This window comes from Clostridium sp. 2218st1_F5_2218SCRN_220325 (assembly GCF_039062665.1).
Classification (GTDB): Bacteria; Bacillota; Clostridia; order Peptostreptococcales; family Peptostreptococcaceae; genus Intestinibacter.
This window is the reverse complement of sequence record NZ_JBCLNH010000011.1, coordinates 74,230-98,589: the sequence shown is the minus strand read 5'-3', so window position 1 is coordinate 98,589 and position 24,360 is coordinate 74,230. Positions and strand designations below refer to the sequence as shown.

The window sequence follows — 24,360 nt, the reverse complement described above, 5'->3', positions numbered from 1 at the left end:
TTACTGATACTAATAGATCGAGGACTTGACCAAATGAATATCATTCATTAAATGTTTTCAGTTTTGAAAGTATTAAAGTAATTTAATAAATTCAATAAAGATTATGTGGTTATTATAGCAAAGAGGATACACCTGTTCCCATTCCGAACACAGAAGTTAAGCTCTTGAGCGCTGATGGTACTTGGTGGGCAACCGCCTGGAAGAGTAAGACGTAGCCACGTAATCTTTTTTTTATTTTATCCCCAAAAGTATCATGTGATTAAGTTTACTATTTTAGTTAAATTATATAATCATATGAAAACTTTGGGGATATTTTAATATATAGTATTTTTAACTTGAAACTGTTGATAATACTTGGATTAATAATTAAAAAATATATATAAATAGCATCAAAATAAAAAATAAATCTATATTAAATGTAAAAAATTGGTTGTAAATAAAACGACTATAAATTATAATTACCTTAAAAGAGGATTTATATGAAAAACTGGTAACGTTACCGAAAACGTTTTCGCAAAAAGGAGACTTAATAAGGGGGAAAAGATTAATGGATGTATCTAGTTTATTAAAAGATAAGTGTGGTAAAGAAATTAGTAATTGCACAAATGAAGAAATTTATTATGCTTTATTAAATTTAGTAGATGATTTAGCAAATCAAAAACACAACAATAAGGGGAAAAAGAAACTTTATTACATTTCAGCAGAATTCTTAATTGGAAAATTATTATCTAATAACCTAATTAATTTAGGTATTTATGATGAAGTAAATTCTATATTATCAGCAAATGGTAAAAAACTATCTGATATAGAAGAAGTAGAGCCAGAACCTTCGCTGGGAAATGGCGGATTAGGTAGATTGGCAGCATGCTTTTTAGATTCAATTGCTACTTTAGGTCTTGATGGTGATGGTGTAGGTTTAAATTATCATTTTGGGTTATTTAAACAAGTATTCAAAGATAAACTACAATTAGAACAAAAAAATGAATGGATAGAACAAAATAGTTGGCTAAATAAAACTGATACAACTTATGAAATAGAATGTGGAGAATTTAAATTAAAATCTAGATTATATGACATAAATGTTATTGGTTATAATAATAGAGTTAACAAACTTCATTTATTTGATGTAGAAACTATTGATGAGAGTATAGTAAATGATGAAAGTATAAACTTTAATAAAGAGGATATAGCTAAAAATTTAACTTTATTCTTATATCCAGATGATAGTGATGAAGATGGAAGACTTCTTCGTATATATCAACAATATTTTATGGTTAGTAATGCTGCAAGATTAATATTGGATGAATGTGAGGCAAAGGGAAGTAATTTACATGATCTATATGATTATGCAGTAATACAAATAAATGATACTCACCCAACAATGGTTATCCCAGAACTGATAAGACTTTTAACTGAAAGAGGATTATCTATGGATGAGGCTATTGATATAGTATCTAAAACTTGTGCATATACAAATCATACAATATTAGCAGAAGCATTAGAAAAATGGCCAATGAGTTATTTAGAGAAAGCTGTACCAAACTTAATAGATATAATAAAAGAATTAGATAAAAGAGTTAGAGAAAAATATGAAGATGAAAGTCTATATATAATTGATGACGATGATAGAGTACATATGGCTCATATAGATATACACTATTGTTTTAGTGTTAATGGGGTTGCATCACTTCATACAGAAATATTAGAAAAAAATGAATTAAATAATTTCTATAAAATATATCCAGAAAAATTTAATAATAAAACTAATGGAATAACTTTTAGAAGATGGTTAATGCATTGTAATCACGAATTAACTAATTTTATAGAAGAATTAATAGGTGATGGATTTAAAAAGGACGCAACTGAATTAGAAAAATTAGGTCAATATATAGATGATAAAAACGTACTTGAAAAATTATTAAAGATAAAATTTGATAATAAATTAGTACTAAAAGATTATATAAAACAACATCAAAATATAGATATTGATGAAAACTCTATATTTGATATACAAATAAAAAGATTACATGAATACAAAAGACAACAAATGAATGCATTATATGTAATTTATAAATATTTAGATATTAAAAAAGGAAACATACCATCAACTCCTGTTACAGTTATATTTGGAGCTAAAGCAGCGCCAGCATATACTATGGCAAAAGATATAATACATTTAATCTTATGTTTACAACAACTTATAAATAATGATGAACAAGTAAATAAATATTTAAAAGTTGTTATGGTTGAAAATTATAATGTTACATATGCTGAGAAACTAATACCTGCTTGTGATATATCTGAACAAATATCATTAGCATCTAAGGAAGCAAGTGGAACAGGAAATATGAAATTCATGTTAAATGGAGCACTAACATTAGGAACAGAAGATGGTGCTAATGTGGAAATACATGAATTAGTTGGTGATGATAATATATTCATATTCGGTAAAGATAGTGAAACTGTAATAGAACATTATGAAAATGAAGATTATGAATCTATAGATATATATGCAAGAAATCCTAAAATAAAAGAAGCAGTAGATTTTATAATAGGTACAGAACTAATGAGTATAGGTAATGCTGAAAACTTAATAAGAGTATTTAAAGAAATTGTTAAGAAGGACTGGTTTATGGCATTACTTGATCTTGAAGATTATATAAAAACAAAAGAAATTGCATTTAAACAATATGAAGATAGAGAAAATTGGGCTAAAAAGATGTTAATAAATATAAGTAAAGCCGGTTATTTTTCTTCAGATAGAACTATACAAGATTACAATGATGATATTTGGAAATTAAACTAGTTTGAAGTGATAAAAATTCTCTATATTAATGTTTTGGACAAAATTTAATTTAGACAAATATAGAGAATTTTTATTTAAAGAAATGACTAATTTGCAAAAAATACCAAAAATCATGTTGCGTTTTGAAAGATTCGGTGCTACTATTTTAGTAATTAGAAAAACGTTATCCGACAAATTGGAAACGTTTTCGGTAACGTTACTAATTCACATTTTTCAAATCAGGGGGAGAAGATATGAAAGTTAAAAAGTTTTTATCAATTGCTTTAGCAAGTGTATTATCAGTAGCGATGCTTACTGGCTGCAGTAGTTCTAATGATTCTAGTGGTTCAGGGTCATCTGACAAAGGTAGTGTTTATTATCTAAGTTTTAAACCAGAACAAGAAAAACAATGGAAAGAAATAGCTAAAAAATATAAAGAAGAAACAGGGGTAGAAGTTAAAGTTGTTACTGCTGCTAGTGGTAAATATGAACAAACTCTAAAATCAGAAATAGCTAAAAAAGATGCACCAACATTATTCCAAATAAATGGACCAGTAGGGTATGAATCTTGGAAAGATTATTGTGCAGATTTAACTGATACAGAATTAAACAAACATTTATTAAATGAAGACTTAGCTATAAAAGGCGACGATGGTAAAGTATATGGTATACCTTATGTTGAAGAAGGATACGGAATAATATATAACCAATCAATAATGGATAAATACTTTGCATTAGATGGTGCAAAAGTAAAATCTATGGATGAAATAAATAACTTTGATAAATTAAAAGAAGTTGCAGAAGATATGCAATCTAAAAAAGATGAATTAGGAATAAAAGGGGTATTTGCTTCTACATCATTAACTCCAGGAGAAGATTGGAGATGGCAAACTCACTTAGCAAATCTTCCTATATATTATGAATACAAAGATAATAAAGTAAAAGATGAAGATGAAATAAGCTTTAAATACTCAGATAACTTTAAAAACATATTTGATTTATACATAAACAATTCAACTTGTGAACCTACATTATTAGGAAGCAAAACTGTTACAGATTCAATGTCTGAATTCGCTTTAGGACAATGCGCTATGGTTCAAAATGGTAACTGGGGATGGAGTCAAATAGCAGATGTTGATGGAAATACAGTTAAAGAAGATGATGTTAAATTCATGCCTATATATACAGGTGTTAAAGGTGAAGAAAAACAAGGTCTTTGCATAGGTACTGAAAACTACTTCTGCATAAATAAAAATGCTTCAGAAGCTGACCAAAAAGCTACACAAGATTTTATAAACTGGTTATTCACTTCTGATAAAGGTAAAGATTATGTTACTAATGACTTAGGATTCATAACTCCATTTGATACTTTCTCAGATGATGAAGTTACACAAGATCCATTAGCTAAAGAAGTTATAAGATACATGAAAGATGATAAATACTACAATGTAGACTGGAACTTCACTACTTTCCCAAGTCAACAATTTAAAGATGATTTCGGTGATGCATTACTTCAATATTGTAATGGAAATATGAAATGGAATGATGTTAAGAAAAAAGTTGTTGATGAATGGGCAAGCGAAAAAGCTCTAACAAAATAATTAATATATAAAATTAATCTAGTCAATTTAGCATAAAATCAGCCATAAATAACAGTATCAATGACGTTAAGAATGAAAATAAGATTACATTCTAAATTGAGTAATAATATAGATACTTTATTTATGGCTAATTAATTTAATAAAATAAAATATCAGGAGGGGTATCATGCAAAAAACATTGAAAAAATACTGGCCTGTATTTATAGTACCAACTCTTATAGCATTTGCGATTGCGTTTATATTACCTTTTGTAATAGGTATATATCTATCATTTTGTAAATTCACAACAATAACAGATGCAACTTTCACAGGTCTTCAAAATTATAAAACTGCATTTTCAGCAGGACAAAATTTCTTATATTCATTTGGATTCACAGGATTATTTACAATAATTTCAATAATATCAGTTAATGTAATAGCTTTTGTATTAGCATATTTTTTAACTAAAAAGATAAAAGGAACTAACTTTTTCCGTACAGTATTTTTCATGCCAAACTTAATTGGTGGTATAGTTTTAGGTTATACATGGCAAACAATGATAAATGCATTTTTATCAAGATATGCTACAACATTAGTTGCTGATGCAAAATATGGATTTATAGGATTGATCCTACTTATGAACTGGCAAATGATAGGTTATATGATGATAATATATATAGCAGGACTTCAAAACGTACCAACAGAATTAATCGAAGCAGCAAAAATAGATGGTGCAAACAAATGGCAAACATTAAAAAATGTTACTATACCAATGGTAATGCCATCAATAACAATATGTTTATTCCTGACATTATCAAATAGTTTTAAACTATTCGACCAAAACTTAGCATTAACAAATGGGGCACCAATGCATAAAACAGAAATGTTAGCATTAAACATAGTTAACTCATTCTACGGCAGAATAGGATTTGAAGGTGTAGGACAAGCAAAAGCAGTAATGTTCTTTATTATAGTAGCTTGTATAGCACTTGCTCAATTATATTACACTAGAAATAAGGAGGTAGAACAATAATGGATGTAGCAGTATCTAAAAAAGGCACTAATGAAGTTAGTGTAAAACCAAAAAGAAATATTGGGAATACAGTAATATTCCTTATACTTTGTGCATTAGTTGTTGTATTCTTAGCACCGATTTTATTTATACTAATAAACTCATTTAAAGGTAAATTCTTTATTAGTGATAATCCATTTGCTCTACCAACATCAGAAACTTTTGTTGGACTTAGTAACTATGTTAATGGTTTAGAACAAACAGGATTTTTAAGTGCAATAGGATGGTCATTTTTTATAACAATTGGTTCAGTAGTTGTTATATTATTCTTCACATCTATGACAGCATATTATATAACAAGAGTAAAATCTAAATTTACAAGTGTACTATATTATTTATTTGTATTTTCAATGATAGTACCATTCCAAATGGTCATGTTCCCAATGGTTAAATTAGCAGATATATTACATCTTGCTAACCCTGTTGGAATGATAGTTTTATATTTAGGTTTTGGATGCGGTTTATCAATATTTATGTTTAGTGGATTTATAAAATCAATACCACTAGAAATAGAAGAAGCAGCTATGATAGATGGGTGTAATCCTCTACAAACTTACTTCCATATAGTATTACCAATATTAAAACCTACAGCAATAACAGTAGCAATATTAAATGCAATGTGGATATGGAATGACTATCTATTACCATATTTAGTTATAGGTTTATCAACAAAATATAAAACTATACCAGTTGTAATTCAAATGTTAGTAGGATCAAATGGTAATAGAGATATGGGAGCTATGATGGCTATGTTAGTGTTAGCTATTATCCCAATAATAATATTCTACTTAGCTTGTCAAAAACATATTATAGAAGGTGTTGTTGCAGGAGCCGTTAAAGGATAGGAAATACAAAAGGGGGATCATCATGAGGAGAAACGGATTTTTACTACCTATATCTAGTTTACCTTCAAAATATGGAATAGGAAGTTTTTCAAAAGAAGCATATGAATTTGTAGATATATTAGAAAAAGCTAATCAAAAAATATGGCAGATACTACCGCTTGGACCAACAGGATATGGGGATTCTCCATACCAATCATTTTCTACATTTGCAGGTAATCCATACTTTATAGATTTGGACAAACTAATCGAAGAAAAACTATTAACACAAGAAGAATGTGATAGTTACGACTGGGGAAAAAACGACGAATATATTGATTATGAAAAAATCTATTTATCAAGGTTTAAAATACTAAAAAAAGCTTATAAAAGAAGCAAAATAGAACATAATAAAAAATTTCAAGCTTACTGTAAATATAATAAATGGTGGTTAGATGATTATGCTTTATATATGGCAATCAAAGATTCCTTAGGGGGAATATCTTGGTTAGAATGGGACGATAAATTAAAATTAAGAGATAAAAAAACATTATTAAAATATAGTAAAAAGTTAGAAGAAGAAATTACATTTTATAAATATATTCAATATTTATTTTCAGATCAATGGCATAAATTAAAAGAATATGCTAACAAAAAAGGAATATCAATAGTTGGAGATATACCTATATATGTAGCACTAGATAGTGCAGACACATGGGCAAATCCTGAATTGTTCCAATTTGATAAGAATCTAAATCCTATAGCAGTGGCAGGGTGTCCACCAGATTCTTTCTCTGAAGATGGACAATTATGGGGAAATCCATTATATGATTGGGAATATCATAAATATACTCACTATAAATGGTGGATAAAAAGAATAAAATATTGTTATAATTTATATGATATTGTTCGAATCGATCATTTTAGAGGGTTTGATGAATATTTTTCAATACCTTATAAAAGTAAAACAGCTGTAAATGGTACTTGGGAGAAAGGACCAGGGATAGAGCTATTTAAACAATTAAAGCAAGAATTAGGGGAAGTTAAAATAATAGCTGAAGATTTAGGATTTTTAACAGATTCAGTTATAAAACTACTTAAAGATACAGGTTATCCTGGAATGAAGGTTCTTCAATTTGCATTTGATTCAAGAGAGGAAAGTGATTATTTACCTCATAACTATAATAAAAATTGTGTTGTTTATACTGGTACACATGACAATGACACGATTATAGGATGGTATAAAGAATTAGATACCTTAGATAAACAAATGTGTATAGATTATATCAATAGTAGAGACTCAGAAGAAAAATATAGAAATTGGGATCTTATCTGTTTGGCGATGGGGAGTGTTGCTGATACATGTATAATTCCAGTTCAAGATTTTTTAGGATTGAATGAATCAGCTAGAATAAATATACCATCTACACTAGGTGACAATTGGAAATGGAGAATGAAACCAGATTGTTTTTCTGAAGAATTAATAGAAAAAATAAAAAGATTAACTAAGATATATGGAAGAATATAAATTAAATAGCTCGTATGATTGATTAGAAATAGAGAGAAAACGTATGAAAGGAAATAGGGATATGAAGACAATCACAATAAAAGATATAGCTAAAAAATGTGGTGTCGGCGTTAGTACTGTCTCAAGAGCTATTAATAATCATCCAGACATAAGTGATGAAACAAGGGAAAAGATTCTACAGGTTATAAAAGAAAATAATTTTGTGCCGAATAGCACAGCTAGAAGTTTGAAATGTACACAAACAGAAACAATAGCAGTTTTAATAAAAGGTATAGATAACCCATTTTTTCAAAAGATGATAAAAGTATTTGAAGAAGAAATACAACATCGAAAATATACTTTTTTATTACATAGAGTAGATTCAAATCAAGATGAGATTGAAGTTGCTTTACAATTAATAAAAGAAAGAAAATTAAAAGGAATTATCTTTTTAGGGGGATGGTTTTCACATGATGAGAAACGACTGAAACAGATAAATGTACCTTTTGTATTAAGTACAATATCAATGTTTGAAGGTGTAGATAAAAAAATATATTCGTCTGTATCAGTAGATGATGTGAAGGAAAGTAAAAAAGCTGTAGATTGTTTGTGTGAGTATGGACATGAAAAAATTGTAATGCTGGCAGCTCAACCATGGGATGAAAGTATCAGTGGATTGAGGGTACAGGGTTATAAAAAAGCCTTAGAAGAAAGACAGATACCCATAAATGAAAATCTAATAAGATATACTTTTCAAGAAGAAACGGCTTTTACTATGGAAAATGGATATAAACTTATGAAAGAACTTTTAGAATCAGATGAAGAATTTACAGCAGTTTATGCAATTTCGGATAGTATGGCAATAGGTGCAAGTAAAGCAATATTAGAATCAGGTAAAAAGATACCAGAGGATTACTCAGTTATGGGATTTGATGGACTGGATATAGCTTATTATTACAATCCATCAATAAGTACTATAAGGCAACCGGTAGAAGATATGGCAAAGGAAACAAGTAAAATTTTATTTGATCTAATAGAAAATAATGCTGATAATAGACATAAAATATTTGATGGAGAGTTAGTTGTTAGACAATCAGTTGTTAGATTAAATAAATAATAATTAATTGGATAAATAAATTGGAGGGAATTAGGAATATGGCAAGCTTATCATTAGAAAATATATGCAAGATATACCCAAATGGTTTTGAAGCAGTAAAAGATTTTAATTTAGAAATAGATGACAAAGATTTCATTATATTTGTAGGTCCATCAGGCTGTGGTAAATCAACAACGCTTAGAATGATAGCCGGGCTTGAAGATATAAGTAGGGGAGATTTAAAAATAGATGGAAGAGTTGTAAATGATGTTGAAGCTAAAGATAGAGACATTGCGATGGTATTCCAAAGTTATGCACTATATCCACACTTAACAGTTTATGATAATATGGCATTTGGATTAAAACTTAAAAAAGTTCCTCAAGAAGAAATAGATAAAAAAGTTAGAAATGCAGCAAAAATATTAGACTTAGAAAAATTATTAGACCGTAAACCAAAAGCTTTATCAGGTGGTCAGAGACAGCGTGTGGCTATGGGTAGAGCAATAGTTCGTGAGCCAAAAGTATTCTTAATGGATGAACCTTTATCAAACTTAGATGCAAAATTAAGAGTTCAAATGCGTACTGAAATAGCTAAGTTACATGAAAGATTAGGGGCAACAATGATATATGTAACACATGACCAAACTGAAGCTATGACTTTAGGAACTAAAATTGTAGTTATGAAAGATGGAATAATACAACAAGTCGATACTCCACAAAATTTATATAATTATCCACAAAACTTATTTGTTGCAGGATTTATAGGTTCTCCACAAATGAACTTTATAGATGTAGCAGTAGCAAAAGAAGATGGAAAAGTTGTATTAAAAATGAAAGAAAATAAATTTGTTTTACCAGAAGATAAAGCAAAAGAAGTAGTTGAACAAGGATATCTAAATAAAACTGTTACAATGGGTATTAGACCAGAAAATATATATGATCCTAAAGAATTAGTAGAAGTAAAAAAAGGAGCTGAATTAAACGTAAAAATAAATGTATATGAATTACTTGGTTCAGAAGTTTATTTATACTTTGATTTAGAAAACTTCCCTATGACTGCAAGGGTAAATGCTGATACAACTGCTAGAATGGGAGATAAAGTTAAGTTTATAATGGATATGGAAAAAGTTCATATATTTGATAAAGAAACAGGTATAGTAATAACAAACTAATAAAAATAAGTTAAATAAAACTGCTATAATATCTATAGCAGTTTTATTTATATTTTAAGGAGTAGTGTTTTATGGGGAAAATATTTGATTATGATAATAACTTTTTTGCGGGGATATCAAAAGTATCTGATACAATAATTTTAAATTTTTTATTTGTTATTTGTTCAATACCTATTGTAACGATAGGTGCATCGACGACTGCACTTTATTGTGTTTCTATGAAATCGACAAGAGATGAAGATGTTTACGCCGTTAAAGAATTTTTTAAACAGTTTAAGCAAAACTTCAAAGAAAGTACAATTATCTGGTTAATTTTATTATTAGTGGCATCTTTTATAGGACTTGATTTTTATATGTGTAGTTTAATGTCAAATGATATATTAAGTACTGCTTTTAAATTTATATTTACTTTAATAAGTATTGTAATAGGATTTATTGTAGTATATGTATTTCCGCTTGTAGCTAGATTTGAAAATAGTATAAAAAATACTTTAATGAATGCGGTTTTAATGTCAATAAAACATCTTCCATATACATTAATAATGTTAGTTTTAACTTTAATGCCTTTAGGTGCATTTGTTTTATTCGGGAAATATTGGGGACAAATAGTATTTTTAGATACTTGTATAAGTTTTGGAGTTGTAGCTTATATAAATTCTATGTTATTAAATAAGATATTTAATGGCTATATAGAAGATTAGATAATTTTTATGACTAGATATTCAACTTAAAATAAAAAATGAGATTAAGTAAGTCGTTAATATTTATATTGGCGACTTTTTTTGTTCTAAGGAAATGATAGATTGTTTTAATGGCAAAATTTTTAAAGATACAATATCGTATTTTTTATTTTACAATAAATTAAAAATATGATAATATCCTATATTTCAATTATTTATATTAATAATATCTATCTTATATTATAATAAGACTAGAAAAAATTAATATAAGTGCTTGAGATTATTCAAGAAAGGACAATATTTAAATATATATGACAAAAGCAGTAAAGTACGAAAAAAATTATATAAATAATAAGTTACAAAACATAGTTAATGATGATTTAGTATCTTTTCATATGCCTGGTCATAAAAAAGGTAAAATATATGATAAGTTAGGATATGAAAATTTAGTAAAAAATCTATATAAAATGGATACAACTGAAATTATAGAAACTGATAATTTACATTCACCAGAAGGAATTATCAAAGACTCTCAAGAAAGAGCCAAACAAATTTTTAAGAGTGAAAAAACTTACTATCTAGTAAATGGTAGTACATGTGGAATACAAGCTGCAATATTATCGACTTGTGTCCCAGGAGACAAAATACTTATAAATAGGGATTGTCATCAATCAGCTATAAATGCTTTTATATTAGGTGATGTAAATCCAGTATATATAAAAGGAAGTATATGTGAAGATACTTACACTATAAACGGTGTTAATGAGAAAGATGTTATAGATGCGATAGATAATAATAGTGATGTAAAAGTGCTTATGCTTACTTATCCTAGCTATTATGGGATGGTATTTGACTTAGAAAAAATTTGTACATATGCACATAAAAAAGATATGGTTGTAATTGTAGATGAGGCACATGGGGCACATTTAGGATTAAGTGAAGCTTTACCAAAATCAGCACTTGAGCAAGGTGCAGATATAGTAATACAAAGTGTTCATAAGACATTACCATCATTTACTCAATCATCTATCATGCATGTTCAAGGAAATTTGGTAGATAAAAAGAATTTAGAAAGATTTTTAAAAATAGTTCAATCATCAAGTCCATCATATGTTATGATGTCATCTTTAGAAATTGCAATTGATATTTATGATAGATTTGGACAAGAATTGATGAAAGACTTATTAACTAATATAGATAATTTTGAAAAAGAGTTATCACAAATTAAAGGGATAAAAGTTTTAAAAGGACATGACTCTACAAAAGTATTTGTATCACTTAAAGATTTGGGCATAAATGGATATGACTTAGAAGAAATGCTTAGATATAAGTATAATATCCAAGTTGAGCTTTCAAATTATTATGGAGTTTTATTAATATGCACTATAGGAAATGAAAAAGAAGATTTTGATAAATTCTTAGATGCTATAAAATCAATATCTAAGAATTTAGATATTGATAATAATTTGGATAAATCAGATGATAATGTTACTAAGCTAATGAAACTAAATTATCCAAATTTAATACCAGAAAAAATAATTTCGCCTAGACAAGCTTTTTACAGCAATAAAAAAGAAGTTTTATTAAAAGAAAGTATAGGACAAATTTCTGGAGAGTATATAATTCCATATCCACCAGGTATAAGTTTGACATCACCAGGTGAAATCATAACACAAGAAGTAGTAGATTATATACTTGAGTGCAAAAAATATGGAATGCACGTAAGTGGATTAAAAGATAGCTCATTGGAGATAATTGAAATAATTGATAGATAGACAACGACATTTAATATAAAAAAGTTTATTATGGAGGCATTATAAATGAAAGGTAAGTTAATAATTATAGAAGGGTCTGACGGAAGTGGTAAAGCTACACAGACTAAAAAGTTATATGATAGATTAGAAGCAGAAAATTATAAAATTAAGAAAGTAGAATTCCCAAATTATGATTCGGAATCATCAGCATTAGTAAAAATGTATCTAAGAGGAGACTTCGGTAAAAGTGCTACAGACGTAGATCCATATGTTTGTTCAACATTCTATGCAGTAGATAGATATGCATCATTTAAAACTGAATGGGAAGAATTCTACAACGATGGTGGAATAATAATATGTGACAGATATACAACTTCAAACATGGTTCACCAAGCATCTAAATTAGATGAATCAGAAAGAGATAAATACTTAGACTGGTTAAGTGATTTAGAATTTAATTTATATAAAATACCAGAGCCAGATTGTGTAATATTCTTAGATGTTCCTGCTGAAGTAAGTAAATCACTTATGAAAGATAGAAATAACAAGATAACAGGAGAAAGTCAAAAGGATATACATGAAAGTGACTTTGAATACTTAAAAAAATCATATGAAAATTCGCTTTATATAGCTCAAAAATATGATTGGAAAAAAATCAACTGTGTAGAAAATAACAACATGAGAACTATAGACGATATACATAATGAGATATATTCTATCATAGAAGAAAAAATACTAAACAAATAGATTTATATTCCGAAGTTATGGATAGATATAAATTCTATAAAAATGGAGGAAGATATATGTATTTTGAAAAAATAAAAGGGCAAAATTTTGCAAAAAAATATTTAACAAATAGTATAAAATCAAATATGGTAAGCCATGCATATATGTTTGAAGGCCCAAATGGTATAGGGAAAAATACAATGGCTAGAGAATTAGCTGCAATTTTATTGGAAATGGAGAATTTATTCAATAGTCCAGACTATATAGAAATAAAACCAGATGGCAATAGTATCAAAATAGCTCAAATAAGAAAATTGCAATCAGACATATTAGTAAAGCCTTACAAATCATACAAAATATATGTAATTGATGAAGCTCAGAAAATGACAGTAGAGGCACAAAATGCATTGCTTAAAACATTAGAGGAACCACCAAAATATGCTATAATAATCCTTATAACTGATAATAAGGAATCGTTATTAGATACAATAAAATCAAGATGTGAAATTATTAAATTTACACCAATACCAATGCAAGAAGTAGCAAGTTATTTAACTATGAATGGAATAGATTCAAAAAGAGCATCACTACTTGCAAATTTCTCTAGGGGAAGTATGAAAAAGGCAATAGAACTTTCTGAATCAGAAGAGTTTCATCTTATGAGAGAAGAAGTACAAAAATACGTTGAAACATTTTTAAATGGAAACTTAATTGAGATAATGGACATACAATCTAGTATAGAAAAATATAAAGATCAAATAACAAATATTTTAGATTTGCTGATTAATTACTTTAGAGATATTATGATGGTAAAAGAGAATGTAGATAATAGTATGATTATAAATTTAGATAGGCTAATATTTGTAAAAAACATGAGCAATAAAACAACTTATTCTCAATTATCAAAGATTATTGATATAATAGAAGAGACAAAAAATAAGTTGAGAAGTAATTGTAATTTCAATATTAGCATACAAGTTATGACTTTAAATATATATGAGGTGATTAAATGATAAAAATAGTTGGGGTTAGATTTAAAAATGCTGGTAAAATATATTATTTTGATCCAGTAGATTTCGAAATAGAAAAAGATATAGATGTTGTTGTAGAAACTGCTAGGGGACTTGAATTTGGTAGAATAGTTGTTGGACCTAAAGAAATAGAAGAGGAAAAACTAATTTCTCCATTAAAACCTATAATAAGAATTGCAACAGAAGAAGATAAAGCTATCTATGCAGAAAATAAAGAAAAGGCAAAAGAAACTTTTGAAATTTGCCAACAAAAAATAAAAGAACATGGATTAACTATGTTTTTAATCGATTGTGAATATACATTTGACAGAAATAAACTAATATTCTATTTCACTGCAGAGGGAAGAATAGATTTTAGGGAACTAGTAAAAGATTTAGCATCAATATTCAAAACAAGAATAGAACTTAGACAAATTGGTGTAAGGGATGAATCTAAATCAATAGGTGGTCTTGGAACTTGCGGAAGAAAATTATGCTGTTCTTCTTGGCTTGGAGATTTCCAACCTGTGTCAATAAAAATGGCAAAAGACCAAAGTTTATCTCTAAATCCTACAAAAATATCAGGTATATGTGGTCGTTTATTCTGCTGTTTAAAATATGAACATGATGTTTATGTAGAAGCAATAGAAAAAATGCCTGTTGTAGGAAGTATAGTAAAAGTAGACAATCAAAAAGGTAAAGTAATAGAAATAAATCCATTACTTGAACAAATGAAAATAGAATTTAACGATAAAACAATAAAAACTTGTTTACGTGAAGAAGTTAAAGTTCTTCATGTACCTAAAAAATGTGAAAATGGATGCTGTGGTGGTGGAAAATGCAATCACGATGGCATAGATTCAGAGACATTAAAAGAACTTAGAAAATTAGAAGACTAAAGGAGATTTTATGCAGGTAACTTTAAAGGAAACTGAAAGAATTGATGATTTACAACTAAAGGGATTAAAATTAATACAAGATAAAACAGGATTTTGTTTTGGAATAGATGCAGTATTATTAGCTAACTTTGCAAAAGTAAAAAATAATGCAAAAGTAGTTGATTTAGGCACTGGAACAGGTATAATACCTATCTTAATAGCTGGAAAAAGTAAAGCTAGCAAAATAATAGGTGTTGAGATACAAGAAGAAGTTTATGAAATGGCTACAAGATCTGTAAAATTAAATAATTTAGAAGATAGAGTAGAAATCGTAAATGCGGATATAAAAACTATAGATAAAGAATTAGAAGTACATGGATATCATGTAGCAACATCAAACCCACCATATATGCATATGGATGGAATAAAAAATCCAAATGATAAAAAAGCAATATCAAGACATGAAATAATGTGTAATTTAGAAGATGTAATAAGAGCAGCTTCTAGACTTGTAATGCCTAGAGGGAAATTCTTTATGATACACAGACCAACTAGATTAGTAGATATAATCGAGTTAGGTAGAAAATATAGATTAGAGCCAAAAGTAGTTCAATTTATCCATCCGAAAGTAGGAAAAGCGCCTAACTTAATGTTAGTGGAATTCACTAAAGATGGAAGACCAGAACTAAAAATACTAGACCCTCTATATGTATATGGAGATGATGGAAATTATACAGAAGAAATAAGAAAAATATATGCCAATGAAGATATAGGAGAGTAATATGAGTGGAAAATTATATATATGTCCAACACCTATAGGAAACTTGGAAGATATAACATATAGAACTTTAAAGGTATTAAATGAAGTAGATTTAATTGCAGCAGAAGATACAAGACATAGTATAAAACTTTTAAATCACTTTGAAATTTCAAAACCTTTGACAAGTTATTTTGAACATAATAAGGACACTAAAGGTGATTATTTAATAAGTAAATTATTAGATGGAGAAAATATAGCACTAATAAGTGATGCAGGAATGCCTGGAATATCAGACCCTGGAGAAGACTTAATAAAACAAGCTATAGAAAATAATATAGAAATAGATGTATTACCTGGAGCAACTGCTTTTACTGTAGCTTTAGTTGGTTCTGGATTAGATACACACAAATTTGTATTTGAAGGATTTTTAGATAGAGATAAAAAATTACGTAGAAAAAGACTTGAAGAAATACAAGAAGAAGATAGAACTATGATTTTCTATGAATCACCACATAGATTAAAAGATACACTAAAAGATATGTTAAAATTCTTTGGAAATAGAAAAATTGCTGTTAATAGAGAATTAACTAAAAAATATCAAGAAGTAATAAGAGAAGATATTGAAACAGTTTTAAAAATCTATGAAGAAAAAGAAGTTAAAGGTGAATTTGTACTAATTGTAGATGGATTTAAAGGTAAAAAACAAGCCAAAAATAATTATGATGAACTATCAGAGAGAGAATATGTTGAAGTTTTAATTAATGATGGTCTTAGCAAAAAAGACGCCATTAAAACTGTCTGCAAAGAAAGAAAATTAAAAAAAGATGTTGTATATAAGCAAGTGTTAGACTTGTAGTAAAATTGAGATAGATTGTTTAATTTTATAAACAGGGGTGATTAGATGGATATAGGAAAGCAGTTATTGCAATGTCTGAAATATGAAAATTCCTCTACAAAAATAGAAGAACTAGATGAAAGAGGTTTATTAGAACAAATAATACCTAGCATTAAGGATATGAAGGAAGTTGGTAAATGCAAATATCATATAGTTAATGCTTTTCAACATTCTCTATATACTCTAGGTCATTTTGAAAGTATATTACAAACAGAGAGGTTTTTCCCAAGTCATCTAAAAGAAGATATTTGGAATTATTTAAATTCAAAAGACGAATCGGGGTTTCCTACATTAGAAATATTAAAATTAGGTGTTTTCTTACATGATATTGGTAAACCAGCAGCTAAAACTGTAGATGCCACAGGTAGAACACATTTTAAGGGACATGATGTAACTGGTGGTGAGATAGTTCTTAAATTAGGCAAGGAATTAGGACTAAGCGAAATAACTACTGAAAAACTATTTAGATATGTACGCTACCATATGACTTTATTAGTAGCGTATAAAACAGGAAATGTTGGAAAAGAAGCATTATGGAAACAATTTGATGAGCTGGGTGATGATATTATAGGCATAATGTTGCTTGGATATTGTGATTTAGTAGCTACAAGAAAATTGTTAAATCCTTTAGAGGACAATGGAGTAATAAAAACATATATGGAATTTATTTTAACTGTGTATTTTTATAGATACAAAACAGATAAAGAAATATAAAATAAAAGTCTGCCAAATGGTACTTAATATTTGTACCTTTAGCAGACTATTTTTTTATTATATTAAATTAATTATAGTATAGATTTTGCTTGTATAGGCGTAGATAAAATAACAGAGGTCTTAGTTGTACCTATTGATTTTATACTATCGATAACACTTTCAAGCTCATACATATCCTTCACTATAACCTTTAGTAGCGAGCAGTCATCTCCAGTTATATGGTGACACTCAACTATGCGAGGATCTTTTCTTGCAGTTTCTAGGAATGGTTCATATTTATCACTTGGTAAAGATATGTGTATAAATGCTTTTATAACTCTTCCTAATGCATCTGGATTTACAATTGCTTTATAACCTTCAATTACACCAGATTCTTCTAGTCTTTTCACTCTTTCTGAAACGGCAGGAGAAGTTAATCCTACTATTTTTCCTAAGTCTTTCATAGAGATTCTACCATCTTTTTGTAATATCTCTATAATTCTGTAATCAGTAACGTCCATTAATTGACCCCCCTCTTTATCTATAAATTATTTTTATTAAAATACTTTCTTTGAAGCTAATAAATCAGTTTTTAAATTCCAAAGTCCTTTAGATAAATCGACTTTATATTTCTTTGATGAAGAAAGTCTCTTATAAGAATCCCAGAATGTTTCAAGCTGAGAATTTACATAAGCTTTTATCTCATTAATCGGTTTGTATTCATATTTACATTCACCATTAATGAATAAAGGTTTATGAAGTTCTTTGATTGTATAGTCTTCAAAAGTTGATTTTTTCCAAGTATATGTAGGATGGAATATTGTTAAAGGTTTAGTAGTATCAATAGCTTCATCTTTTAGCATTATTAAATCTGCTTGAGCTATATTTTCTTTATCAAATATTCTAACCACTTTTTTATAACCTGGGTTATTTATTTTTTCTGGGTCTTCAGATACTTTTATTTTAGGTATTAATGTATCTCCTTTATAAGAACCAGCTAATTTATAAACACCACCTAAAGAAGGTGACTCTGCAGACGTAATCAGTTTAGTACCAACACCCCATGAATTGACTGCTGTACCGCTTGATTTTAAGTCTGAAATTATGTATTCATCCAAATCATTAGAAGCAGTTATTTTTAAATCATGATATCCTGCTTTTTCTAATTCTTTTTTTACTTCATTAGAAAGATATTGTAAATCTCCTGAATCTATACGTATACCAGATGGTTCATATCCCTTAGCTCTTAAATTATCAAATACTTTAATTGCGTTTGGAAGACCACTTTTTAATACGTTATATGTATCTATTAATAATAAGCAATTATCTGGATACACATCTGCATATGCTTGGAAGGCTTCTAATTCAGTATCGAATTTTTGAACCCAGCTATGAGCATGTGTTCCAACGACAGGTATGTCAAACATTTTCCCCGCTAATACATTAGCTGTACCAGCACAACCACCGATAACAGCAGCTCTTGCACCATAAGTACCTGCATCTGGTCCTTGAGCCCTTCTTAGTCCGAATTCAAGAACAGGATCCCCTTGAGCAGCATAACAAACTCTAGACGCTTTAGTTGCTATTAGTGATTGGAAGTTCACTATAGTAAGTAACGCAGTTTCTATTAATTGGGCTTGATATAAAGGTGCTTTTACAGTTATTATAGGTTCGCCAGGGAACATAACTGTACCTTCCTCAACTGCATATATATCTCCTGTAAATTTAAATTCCTTTAGAAAATTCAAAAACCCCTCAGAGAACAAGTTTAAACTTCTTAAATAGTCTAAGTCATCTTCTGAAAAATGCAAATTATTTATATACTCAGCTAGTTGCTCAATACCACAAATAATAGTGTAGCCACCGTCGCAAGCGTTTTTTCTAAAAAACATATCAAATACAACTATATCTTCATGAATATTTTTTTCATAATACCCATTCATCATTGTAAGTTGATACAAATCTGTAAGTAGAGTTAAATTTCGCATTTTTATTTCTCCTTAAATATTTTTAATTAATTAAAAACCCTATACATATACTAAAACACAATATTGCTAAACTTTCAAGTATAAAGTAGTATTCATACATCATAAAATTATTTAAAGTAACAATTAACTATTGCACACAAAAATAATACTATTTTAAAGGAAGGTGAAAAAAATTAGCAAAATATGGTTTTATATGGTGACGATAGGTATAGTGGGAAGTATATGTTTTGGAAATCTACCGGAACTAAATAATGTAATTTTAAATGAAGGTTCTAGAGCTATTGAATTTACAATAGGTTTGGCAGCAATAATGGCTCTTTGGATGGGAATAATGAATATAGCAAGGGATTCTGGGCTAATAGATATGATAGGACAAAAAATGGATTTTATCTTAAAAAGATTATTTCCTAAGATACCTAAAAATCACAAAGCTATGAGTTACATAATAATGAACATAATACTAAATATGTTGGGGGCAGGAAATGGAGCGACTTCATTTGGATTAAAAGCTATGGAAGAACTCCAAACTTTGAATAAACAAAAAGACAGAGCATCTAATGAAATGATAATGTTTTTAGTTATAAATATATCATCTATTCAGTTGATACCATTTACAATGCTAAAAATAAGAGCAGATGCCGGCTCTGTAAATCCAAATGAAATTATAATTTCAACATTGGTAGCGACAACTGTCTCAACTGTAGTAGCTATTGTGTCTTGTAAGATTTTTGAGAGGGGGAGTAGATAGTGCTGGATTTAATAGCTAATTTAGCAATTCCTTTAATTATGCTATTTATAATTGTATATGGAAAATATAAAAAGATAGATGTATTTGAATCATTTATTACTGGCGCAATTGATGGGCTAAAAACAGCTTTAAATATACTTCCATATATAATAGGAATTTTTATAGCTATAGGGATTTTTAAATCTGGAAAAGGGATAGAAATGTTGGAGTTTATATTTGCACCTATTGCAAATTTTTTTAAGATACCAAAAGAGTTAATAGGTCTTATAATAATGAAACCTGTATCAGGAAGTGGGGCTTTGGGTATGTATAGTGAGCTTGCTGCAAGAGTATCAGTTGATAGTTTAGTAGAAAAAATGGGAGCAACTATTGTAGGTGCATCTGAAACAGTCTTTTATACTATGGCTATTTATTATGGAAGTCAAAAAATAAAAAAGACACGCCATACTTTAGTTTGTGCATTACTTAGTCATTTTGCGGGGGTACTTGCATCTGTGTACATATGTTATTTAATGTTTGGATAAAATTTAGGGGATTACAAAGAGTTATATCTTGTTAATCCCTTGTTTTTTCAATAAAAAGTATGATTGTCGAATAAAAATATTGGAAAATTGTTAGAAAATGAGATTATAATTAAAGTGGAAAGAATTTTAAGATATAAATAATATTAAAAATTTGAAATAGGGGTGGTTAATTTGAAAAAATATGAAGTAAGTAGAGAAGTTTATAATCCTTGTGCTGGAATATATAATTTTGATATGAATTTTGACGAAGAAGTTTGTACTGATGATATGGAGGCAACTTTGGAAAAATGGATAGGAAGAAAACTTCCAGAATTCCATAAAAAAGTTTATGATAATGGACTTACTACTGAGTTTGAAATTCTTCTGCCTCGTAAAGAAAGATATACATTTTCTGAAATAAAATAATAAATTAGTATCAATCTTGACAAGTTTTTTTTTATTTAATAAAATAATAACGATATAAGAAATTATCTTAAAAATAAGTTTATTTTGAATAAAAAAGAATTTTTTGTTTAAAATTATATAATATAAAAATATTGATTTATTTAAAAGCAATGAAGAGAAGAGTAGATAATCCAATTTATCCACAGAGAGCTAGGTAAGGTGAAAGCTAGCGTCGAATTGATTATTGAATATGGCCTTGGAGCTTCTTATCTGAATTAATTTAGGATAAGACGGATGGACTCGTTAACAGTCTACTAAGATATCCAGTTTTATCTGGATAATTAGGGTGGTAACGCGAATATAACTCGCCCCTATGGTTTCATAGGGGGCGAGTTTTTTTTAATATATTGAAAATCTAAGGAGGAAATAAAATGAGCAAAGAAACTTTTTATATTACAACGCCTATATACTATCCAAGTGGTAGATTACATATAGGTCACACTTATACAACTGTTGCAACAGATGCAATAGCTAGATTCAAACGTTTCTGTGGATATGATGTAAGATTCTTAACAGGAACTGATGAACATGGTGAAAAAATACAAACAAAAGCTAGAGAAGCTGGTATGACAGAAATGGAATACTTAGATGGTATGATAGCTGACATAAAAAAATTATGGAAGACTATGGACATATCTTATGATGATTTCATAAGAACAACTGAACCAAGACATACAAAAGTAATTCAAAAAATATTCACTAAATTATATGAACAAGGTGATATATATAAAGGTGAATACGAAGGAAGATATTGTACTCCATGCGAAAGTTTCTGGACAGAATCTCAATTAGTAGATGGAGATAAATGCCCTGACTGCGGTAGAGAAACTTATGTAGCAAAAGAAGAAGCATACTTCTTCAAACTATCTAAATATGAAGATAGAATAAAAGAGTTATTCAAAAATCCTAACTACTGTTTCCCAGAAGCTAGAGCTAACGAAATGATAGCTAACTTCTTAGAACCAGGTCTAGAAGACTTATGTGTAACTAGAACTACATTCGACTGGGGTATAAAAGTACCATTCGACGAAAAACACGTTATATATGTTTGGGTAGATGCATTATGCAACTATATAACTGCGTTAGGATATATGAGCGAAGACGATTCATTATTCCAAAAATACTGGCCAGCTAACATACAAGTTGTAGGTAAAGAAATAATCAGATTCCATACAATAATATGGCCAGCATTATTAATGGCATTAGATTTACCAGTATCTAAACAAGTATTTGGACATGGTTGGATATTATTTGCTAACGACAAAATGAGTAAATCAAAAGGTAACATAGTTTACCCAGAACAAATGATAGAAAGATACGGAATAGATACATTAAAATACTATCTATTAAGAGAATTCGCATTTGGTCAAGATGGAAGTTACACTCATAGAAACTTCGTAACAAGAATAAACACAGACTTAGCTAATGACTTAGGAAATTTAGTAAGTAGAACTATAGCAATGGTTGAAAAATACAATGGTGGAATAATACCAGAACCAAAAGTTGCTACTGAATTTGACGAAGCATTAAAAGAACAAGCTAAAGAATCAAGAAGAATATTCGAAGAACAAATGAACAAAATGCAATTCCACGAAGCATTAGAAGGTGTATGGAAATTAATAAGAAGAACTAACAAATACATCGACGAAACTGCTCCATGGGTACTTGCAAAAGACGAAAGCAAAAAAGATGTATTAGATACAGTTTTATACAACTTATGTGAATCAATAAGAATATTCTCTACATTAATAAACCCAATAATGAACACTACAGCTAAGAAAATATACGCTCAAATGGGTATAGAAGGTGAAGAGCTAACAAATTGGGAAAGTACTGCAACATTTGGATTAACAAAACCAGGTACAAAAGTAACTAAAGGTGAAATATTATTCCAAAGATTAGACATAGACAAAGAAGTTGCAGAACTTGAAGAATTATTTGCAGAAAAGAAAGACGAGGAAGAAGAAGTGACAGAAGCTCCATTACAACATAAAGAAGAAATAACAATAGATGACCTTGATAAAGTAGAATTAAGAGTAGGTAAAGTATTAAGCTGCGAAAAACATCCAAAAGCAGACAGACTTTTAGTTTCTCAAGTTAAATTAGGTTCAGAAACTAGACAAATAGTATCTGGTATAGCTAAATGGTATAAACCAGAAGAAATGGTTGGAAAAGATGTTATAGTAGTATGCAACTTAAAACCAGTTAAATTAAGAGGTGTTGAATCTCAAGGTATGATACTTGCAGCAGGTAACGATGGTGATGATTTAATAATACCAACTGCTGTTGGTGCAAATGATGGTTGTGAAGTTAGATAAGGAGATGTAAATATGCTTTTTGACTCACATGCACATTTAAATGATGAACGATTTGATGAAGATAGAGGAGAGTTAATCTCTTCTCTTAATGAAAAAGGCGTTGATTTAGTTGTTAACCCAGGTGCTTGCATGAAAACATCAGCTGAGAGTGTTGAACTTGCAAACAAATATGATTTCATATATGCAGCAGTAGGTGTTCATCCACATGACGTTAAAGACTTAACTGAAGATGATATACAAGAACTTAAAAGAATGGCAATAGAAAATGAAAAAGTAGTGGCAATCGGAGAAATTGGACTTGATTACTACTATGATGCTGAATATAAAGAACTTCAAAAAAAATGGTTCAAAAGACAAATTGAACTTGCTAATGAATTAAAATTACCAATAATAATTCACGATAGAGATGCACATGGAGATACTTTTGAGATTATAAAATCAACAAAAAGTCCTGAAATAGGATGCGTACTTCATTGCTATAGTGGAAATGTTGAATTAGCAAGAGAATATGTTAAAATGGGATGTTATATTTCAATATCAGGAACAGTAACATTCAAAAACAACAAAAAAACAAAAGAAGTAGTAAGAGAAATACCTCTTGATAGATTATTAATAGAAACTGACTCACCATATATGGCACCAACGCCACATAGAGGAAAAAGAAATGATCCATCACTAGTACAATTTGTAGCTGATACAATAGCAGTTGAAAAAGGAATTTCTTATGAAAAAGTTTGTGAAGCAACAAAAGAAAATGCTAAAAAATTCTTCGGAATTAAATAGATAATTTTTATTAAAAAGCATACAAAATAGCCAAATATTTTGTATGCTTTTTTTATGTGGATTTTTAGAAAATACATTTAGTCAGAAGAAATTTAATTCAAATGTATATTCATATAGAATTTAGAA

Annotated in this window: 22 protein-coding genes, 1 rRNA gene and 1 other annotated feature; of the genes, 21 read left to right on the top strand and 2 right to left on the bottom strand. The window is 28.6% G+C overall.

Features of this window, described 5'->3' with window-relative positions:
- Nucleotides 1–104: 104 nt before the first annotated feature.
- The 16 genes from rrf (at nt 105) to ABCM86_RS08225 (ending at nt 17,450) form a co-directional block, all read left to right on the top strand.
- Nucleotides 105–221, top strand: a 5S ribosomal RNA gene (gene rrf, locus ABCM86_RS08300).
- Between the two features lie 326 nt (nt 222–547).
- Nucleotides 548–2,806 (top strand): glycogen/starch/alpha-glucan phosphorylase, encoded by a 2,259-nt coding sequence (locus ABCM86_RS08295; RefSeq protein ID WP_195931080.1) that lies wholly within the window; start codon nt 548–550, stop codon nt 2,804–2,806.
- Nucleotides 2,807–3,039: 233 nt separating this feature from the next.
- Nucleotides 3,040–4,386, top strand: a complete 1,347-nt coding sequence (locus ABCM86_RS08290) for an ABC transporter substrate-binding protein (protein WP_195931079.1) — start codon at nt 3,040–3,042, stop codon at nt 4,384–4,386.
- Between the two features lie 166 nt (nt 4,387–4,552).
- The gene (locus ABCM86_RS08285) at nt 4,553–5,398 is read left to right on the top strand and encodes a sugar ABC transporter permease (RefSeq protein WP_307993430.1); all 846 of its coding nucleotides are present in this window, start codon (nt 4,553–4,555) and stop codon (nt 5,396–5,398) included.
- Nucleotides 5,398–6,282 carry a carbohydrate ABC transporter permease gene (locus ABCM86_RS08280; protein WP_195931077.1) on the top strand — a complete coding sequence of 295 codons (885 nt, stop codon included), beginning with the start codon at nt 5,398–5,400 and terminating at the stop codon, nt 6,280–6,282. Before ABCM86_RS08285 ends, ABCM86_RS08280 begins: the two co-directional genes overlap by 1 nt.
- Nucleotides 6,283–6,304: 22 nt before the next feature.
- The gene (gene malQ, locus ABCM86_RS08275; protein ID WP_343003831.1) at nt 6,305–7,786 is read left to right on the top strand and encodes a 4-alpha-glucanotransferase; all 1,482 of its coding nucleotides are present in this window, start codon (nt 6,305–6,307) and stop codon (nt 7,784–7,786) included.
- 43 nt (nt 7,787–7,829) lie between these two features.
- The gene (locus tag ABCM86_RS08270) at nt 7,830–8,882 is read left to right on the top strand and encodes a LacI family DNA-binding transcriptional regulator (protein WP_330593221.1); all 1,053 of its coding nucleotides are present in this window, start codon (nt 7,830–7,832) and stop codon (nt 8,880–8,882) included.
- Between the two features lie 38 nt (nt 8,883–8,920).
- Entirely contained in the window at nt 8,921–10,033 is a 1,113-nt protein-coding gene (ugpC, locus tag ABCM86_RS08265; protein ID WP_195931075.1) for a sn-glycerol-3-phosphate ABC transporter ATP-binding protein UgpC, read from the top strand.
- A 71-nt stretch (nt 10,034–10,104) separates the two neighbouring features.
- Nucleotides 10,105–10,734: a YesL family protein gene (locus ABCM86_RS08260; protein ID WP_295676269.1), complete on the top strand. Its 630-nt coding sequence runs from the start codon at nt 10,105–10,107 to the stop codon at nt 10,732–10,734.
- A 290-nt stretch (nt 10,735–11,024) separates the two neighbouring features.
- Nucleotides 11,025–12,488, top strand: coding sequence for an aminotransferase class I/II-fold pyridoxal phosphate-dependent enzyme (locus ABCM86_RS08255; protein WP_343003829.1), 1,464 nt, complete (start codon nt 11,025–11,027; stop codon nt 12,486–12,488).
- A 45-nt stretch (nt 12,489–12,533) separates the two neighbouring features.
- Complete coding sequence (locus ABCM86_RS08250) at nt 12,534–13,214, top strand: thymidylate kinase (protein ID WP_195929601.1); 681 nt, start codon at nt 12,534–12,536, stop codon at nt 13,212–13,214.
- A 56-nt stretch (nt 13,215–13,270) separates the two neighbouring features.
- Nucleotides 13,271–14,206, top strand: a complete 936-nt coding sequence (locus ABCM86_RS08245) for an AAA family ATPase (RefSeq protein WP_343003828.1) — start codon at nt 13,271–13,273, stop codon at nt 14,204–14,206.
- The gene (locus tag ABCM86_RS08240) at nt 14,203–15,102 is read left to right on the top strand and encodes a stage 0 sporulation family protein (protein WP_343003827.1); all 900 of its coding nucleotides are present in this window, start codon (nt 14,203–14,205) and stop codon (nt 15,100–15,102) included. Before ABCM86_RS08245 ends, ABCM86_RS08240 begins: the two co-directional genes overlap by 4 nt.
- Before the next feature lie 10 nt (nt 15,103–15,112).
- Nucleotides 15,113–15,862 carry a tRNA1(Val) (adenine(37)-N6)-methyltransferase gene (locus ABCM86_RS08235; protein ID WP_195929604.1) on the top strand — a complete coding sequence of 250 codons (750 nt, stop codon included), beginning with the start codon at nt 15,113–15,115 and terminating at the stop codon, nt 15,860–15,862.
- A 1-nt stretch (nt 15,863) separates the two neighbouring features.
- Nucleotides 15,864–16,697 (top strand): 16S rRNA (cytidine(1402)-2'-O)-methyltransferase, encoded by an 834-nt coding sequence (rsmI, locus tag ABCM86_RS08230; protein WP_295676259.1) that lies wholly within the window; start codon nt 15,864–15,866, stop codon nt 16,695–16,697.
- Nucleotides 16,698–16,742: 45 nt separating this feature from the next.
- Nucleotides 16,743–17,450, top strand: coding sequence for an HD domain-containing protein (locus ABCM86_RS08225; protein ID WP_195929606.1), 708 nt, complete (start codon nt 16,743–16,745; stop codon nt 17,448–17,450).
- 71 nt (nt 17,451–17,521) lie between these two features.
- Here ABCM86_RS08225 and ABCM86_RS08220 read toward each other — a convergent pair whose 3' ends face one another.
- Both ABCM86_RS08220 and ABCM86_RS08215 read right to left on the bottom strand, forming a co-directional pair.
- On the bottom strand, nt 17,522–17,950 hold the full coding sequence (locus tag ABCM86_RS08220; protein ID WP_195929607.1) for an Lrp/AsnC family transcriptional regulator: 429 nt from the start codon (nt 17,948–17,950) through the stop codon (nt 17,522–17,524).
- Nucleotides 17,951–17,986: 36 nt separating this feature from the next.
- Nucleotides 17,987–19,417, bottom strand: a complete 1,431-nt coding sequence (locus ABCM86_RS08215) for a nicotinate phosphoribosyltransferase (RefSeq protein WP_343003826.1) — start codon at nt 19,415–19,417, stop codon at nt 17,987–17,989.
- 163 nt (nt 19,418–19,580) lie between these two features.
- Between ABCM86_RS08215 and ABCM86_RS08210 the strand changes: the two genes are divergently transcribed.
- The 5 genes from ABCM86_RS08210 to ABCM86_RS08190 all read left to right on the top strand — a co-directional run bounded on the left by ABCM86_RS08210 (nt 19,581) and on the right by ABCM86_RS08190 (nt 24,234).
- A complete protein-coding gene (locus tag ABCM86_RS08210) occupies nt 19,581–20,165 on the top strand; it encodes a nucleoside recognition domain-containing protein (protein ID WP_343003825.1) in 585 nt (194 codons plus the stop codon).
- Entirely contained in the window at nt 20,165–20,689 is a 525-nt protein-coding gene (locus tag ABCM86_RS08205; RefSeq protein ID WP_295573547.1) for a nucleoside recognition domain-containing protein, read from the top strand. Before ABCM86_RS08210 ends, ABCM86_RS08205 begins: the two co-directional genes overlap by 1 nt.
- Before the next feature lie 171 nt (nt 20,690–20,860).
- Entirely contained in the window at nt 20,861–21,094 is a 234-nt protein-coding gene (locus tag ABCM86_RS08200) for a hypothetical protein (protein WP_195929610.1), read from the top strand.
- Between the two features lie 140 nt (nt 21,095–21,234).
- Nucleotides 21,235–21,449 (top strand) — a binding site (T-box leader).
- A gap of 55 nt (nt 21,450–21,504) precedes the next feature.
- A complete protein-coding gene (metG, locus tag ABCM86_RS08195) occupies nt 21,505–23,451 on the top strand; it encodes a methionine--tRNA ligase (protein ID WP_343003824.1) in 1,947 nt (648 codons plus the stop codon).
- A gap of 12 nt (nt 23,452–23,463) precedes the next feature.
- Entirely contained in the window at nt 23,464–24,234 is a 771-nt protein-coding gene (locus tag ABCM86_RS08190) for a TatD family hydrolase (protein ID WP_295676252.1), read from the top strand.
- Nucleotides 24,235–24,360: the final 126 nt, after the last annotated feature.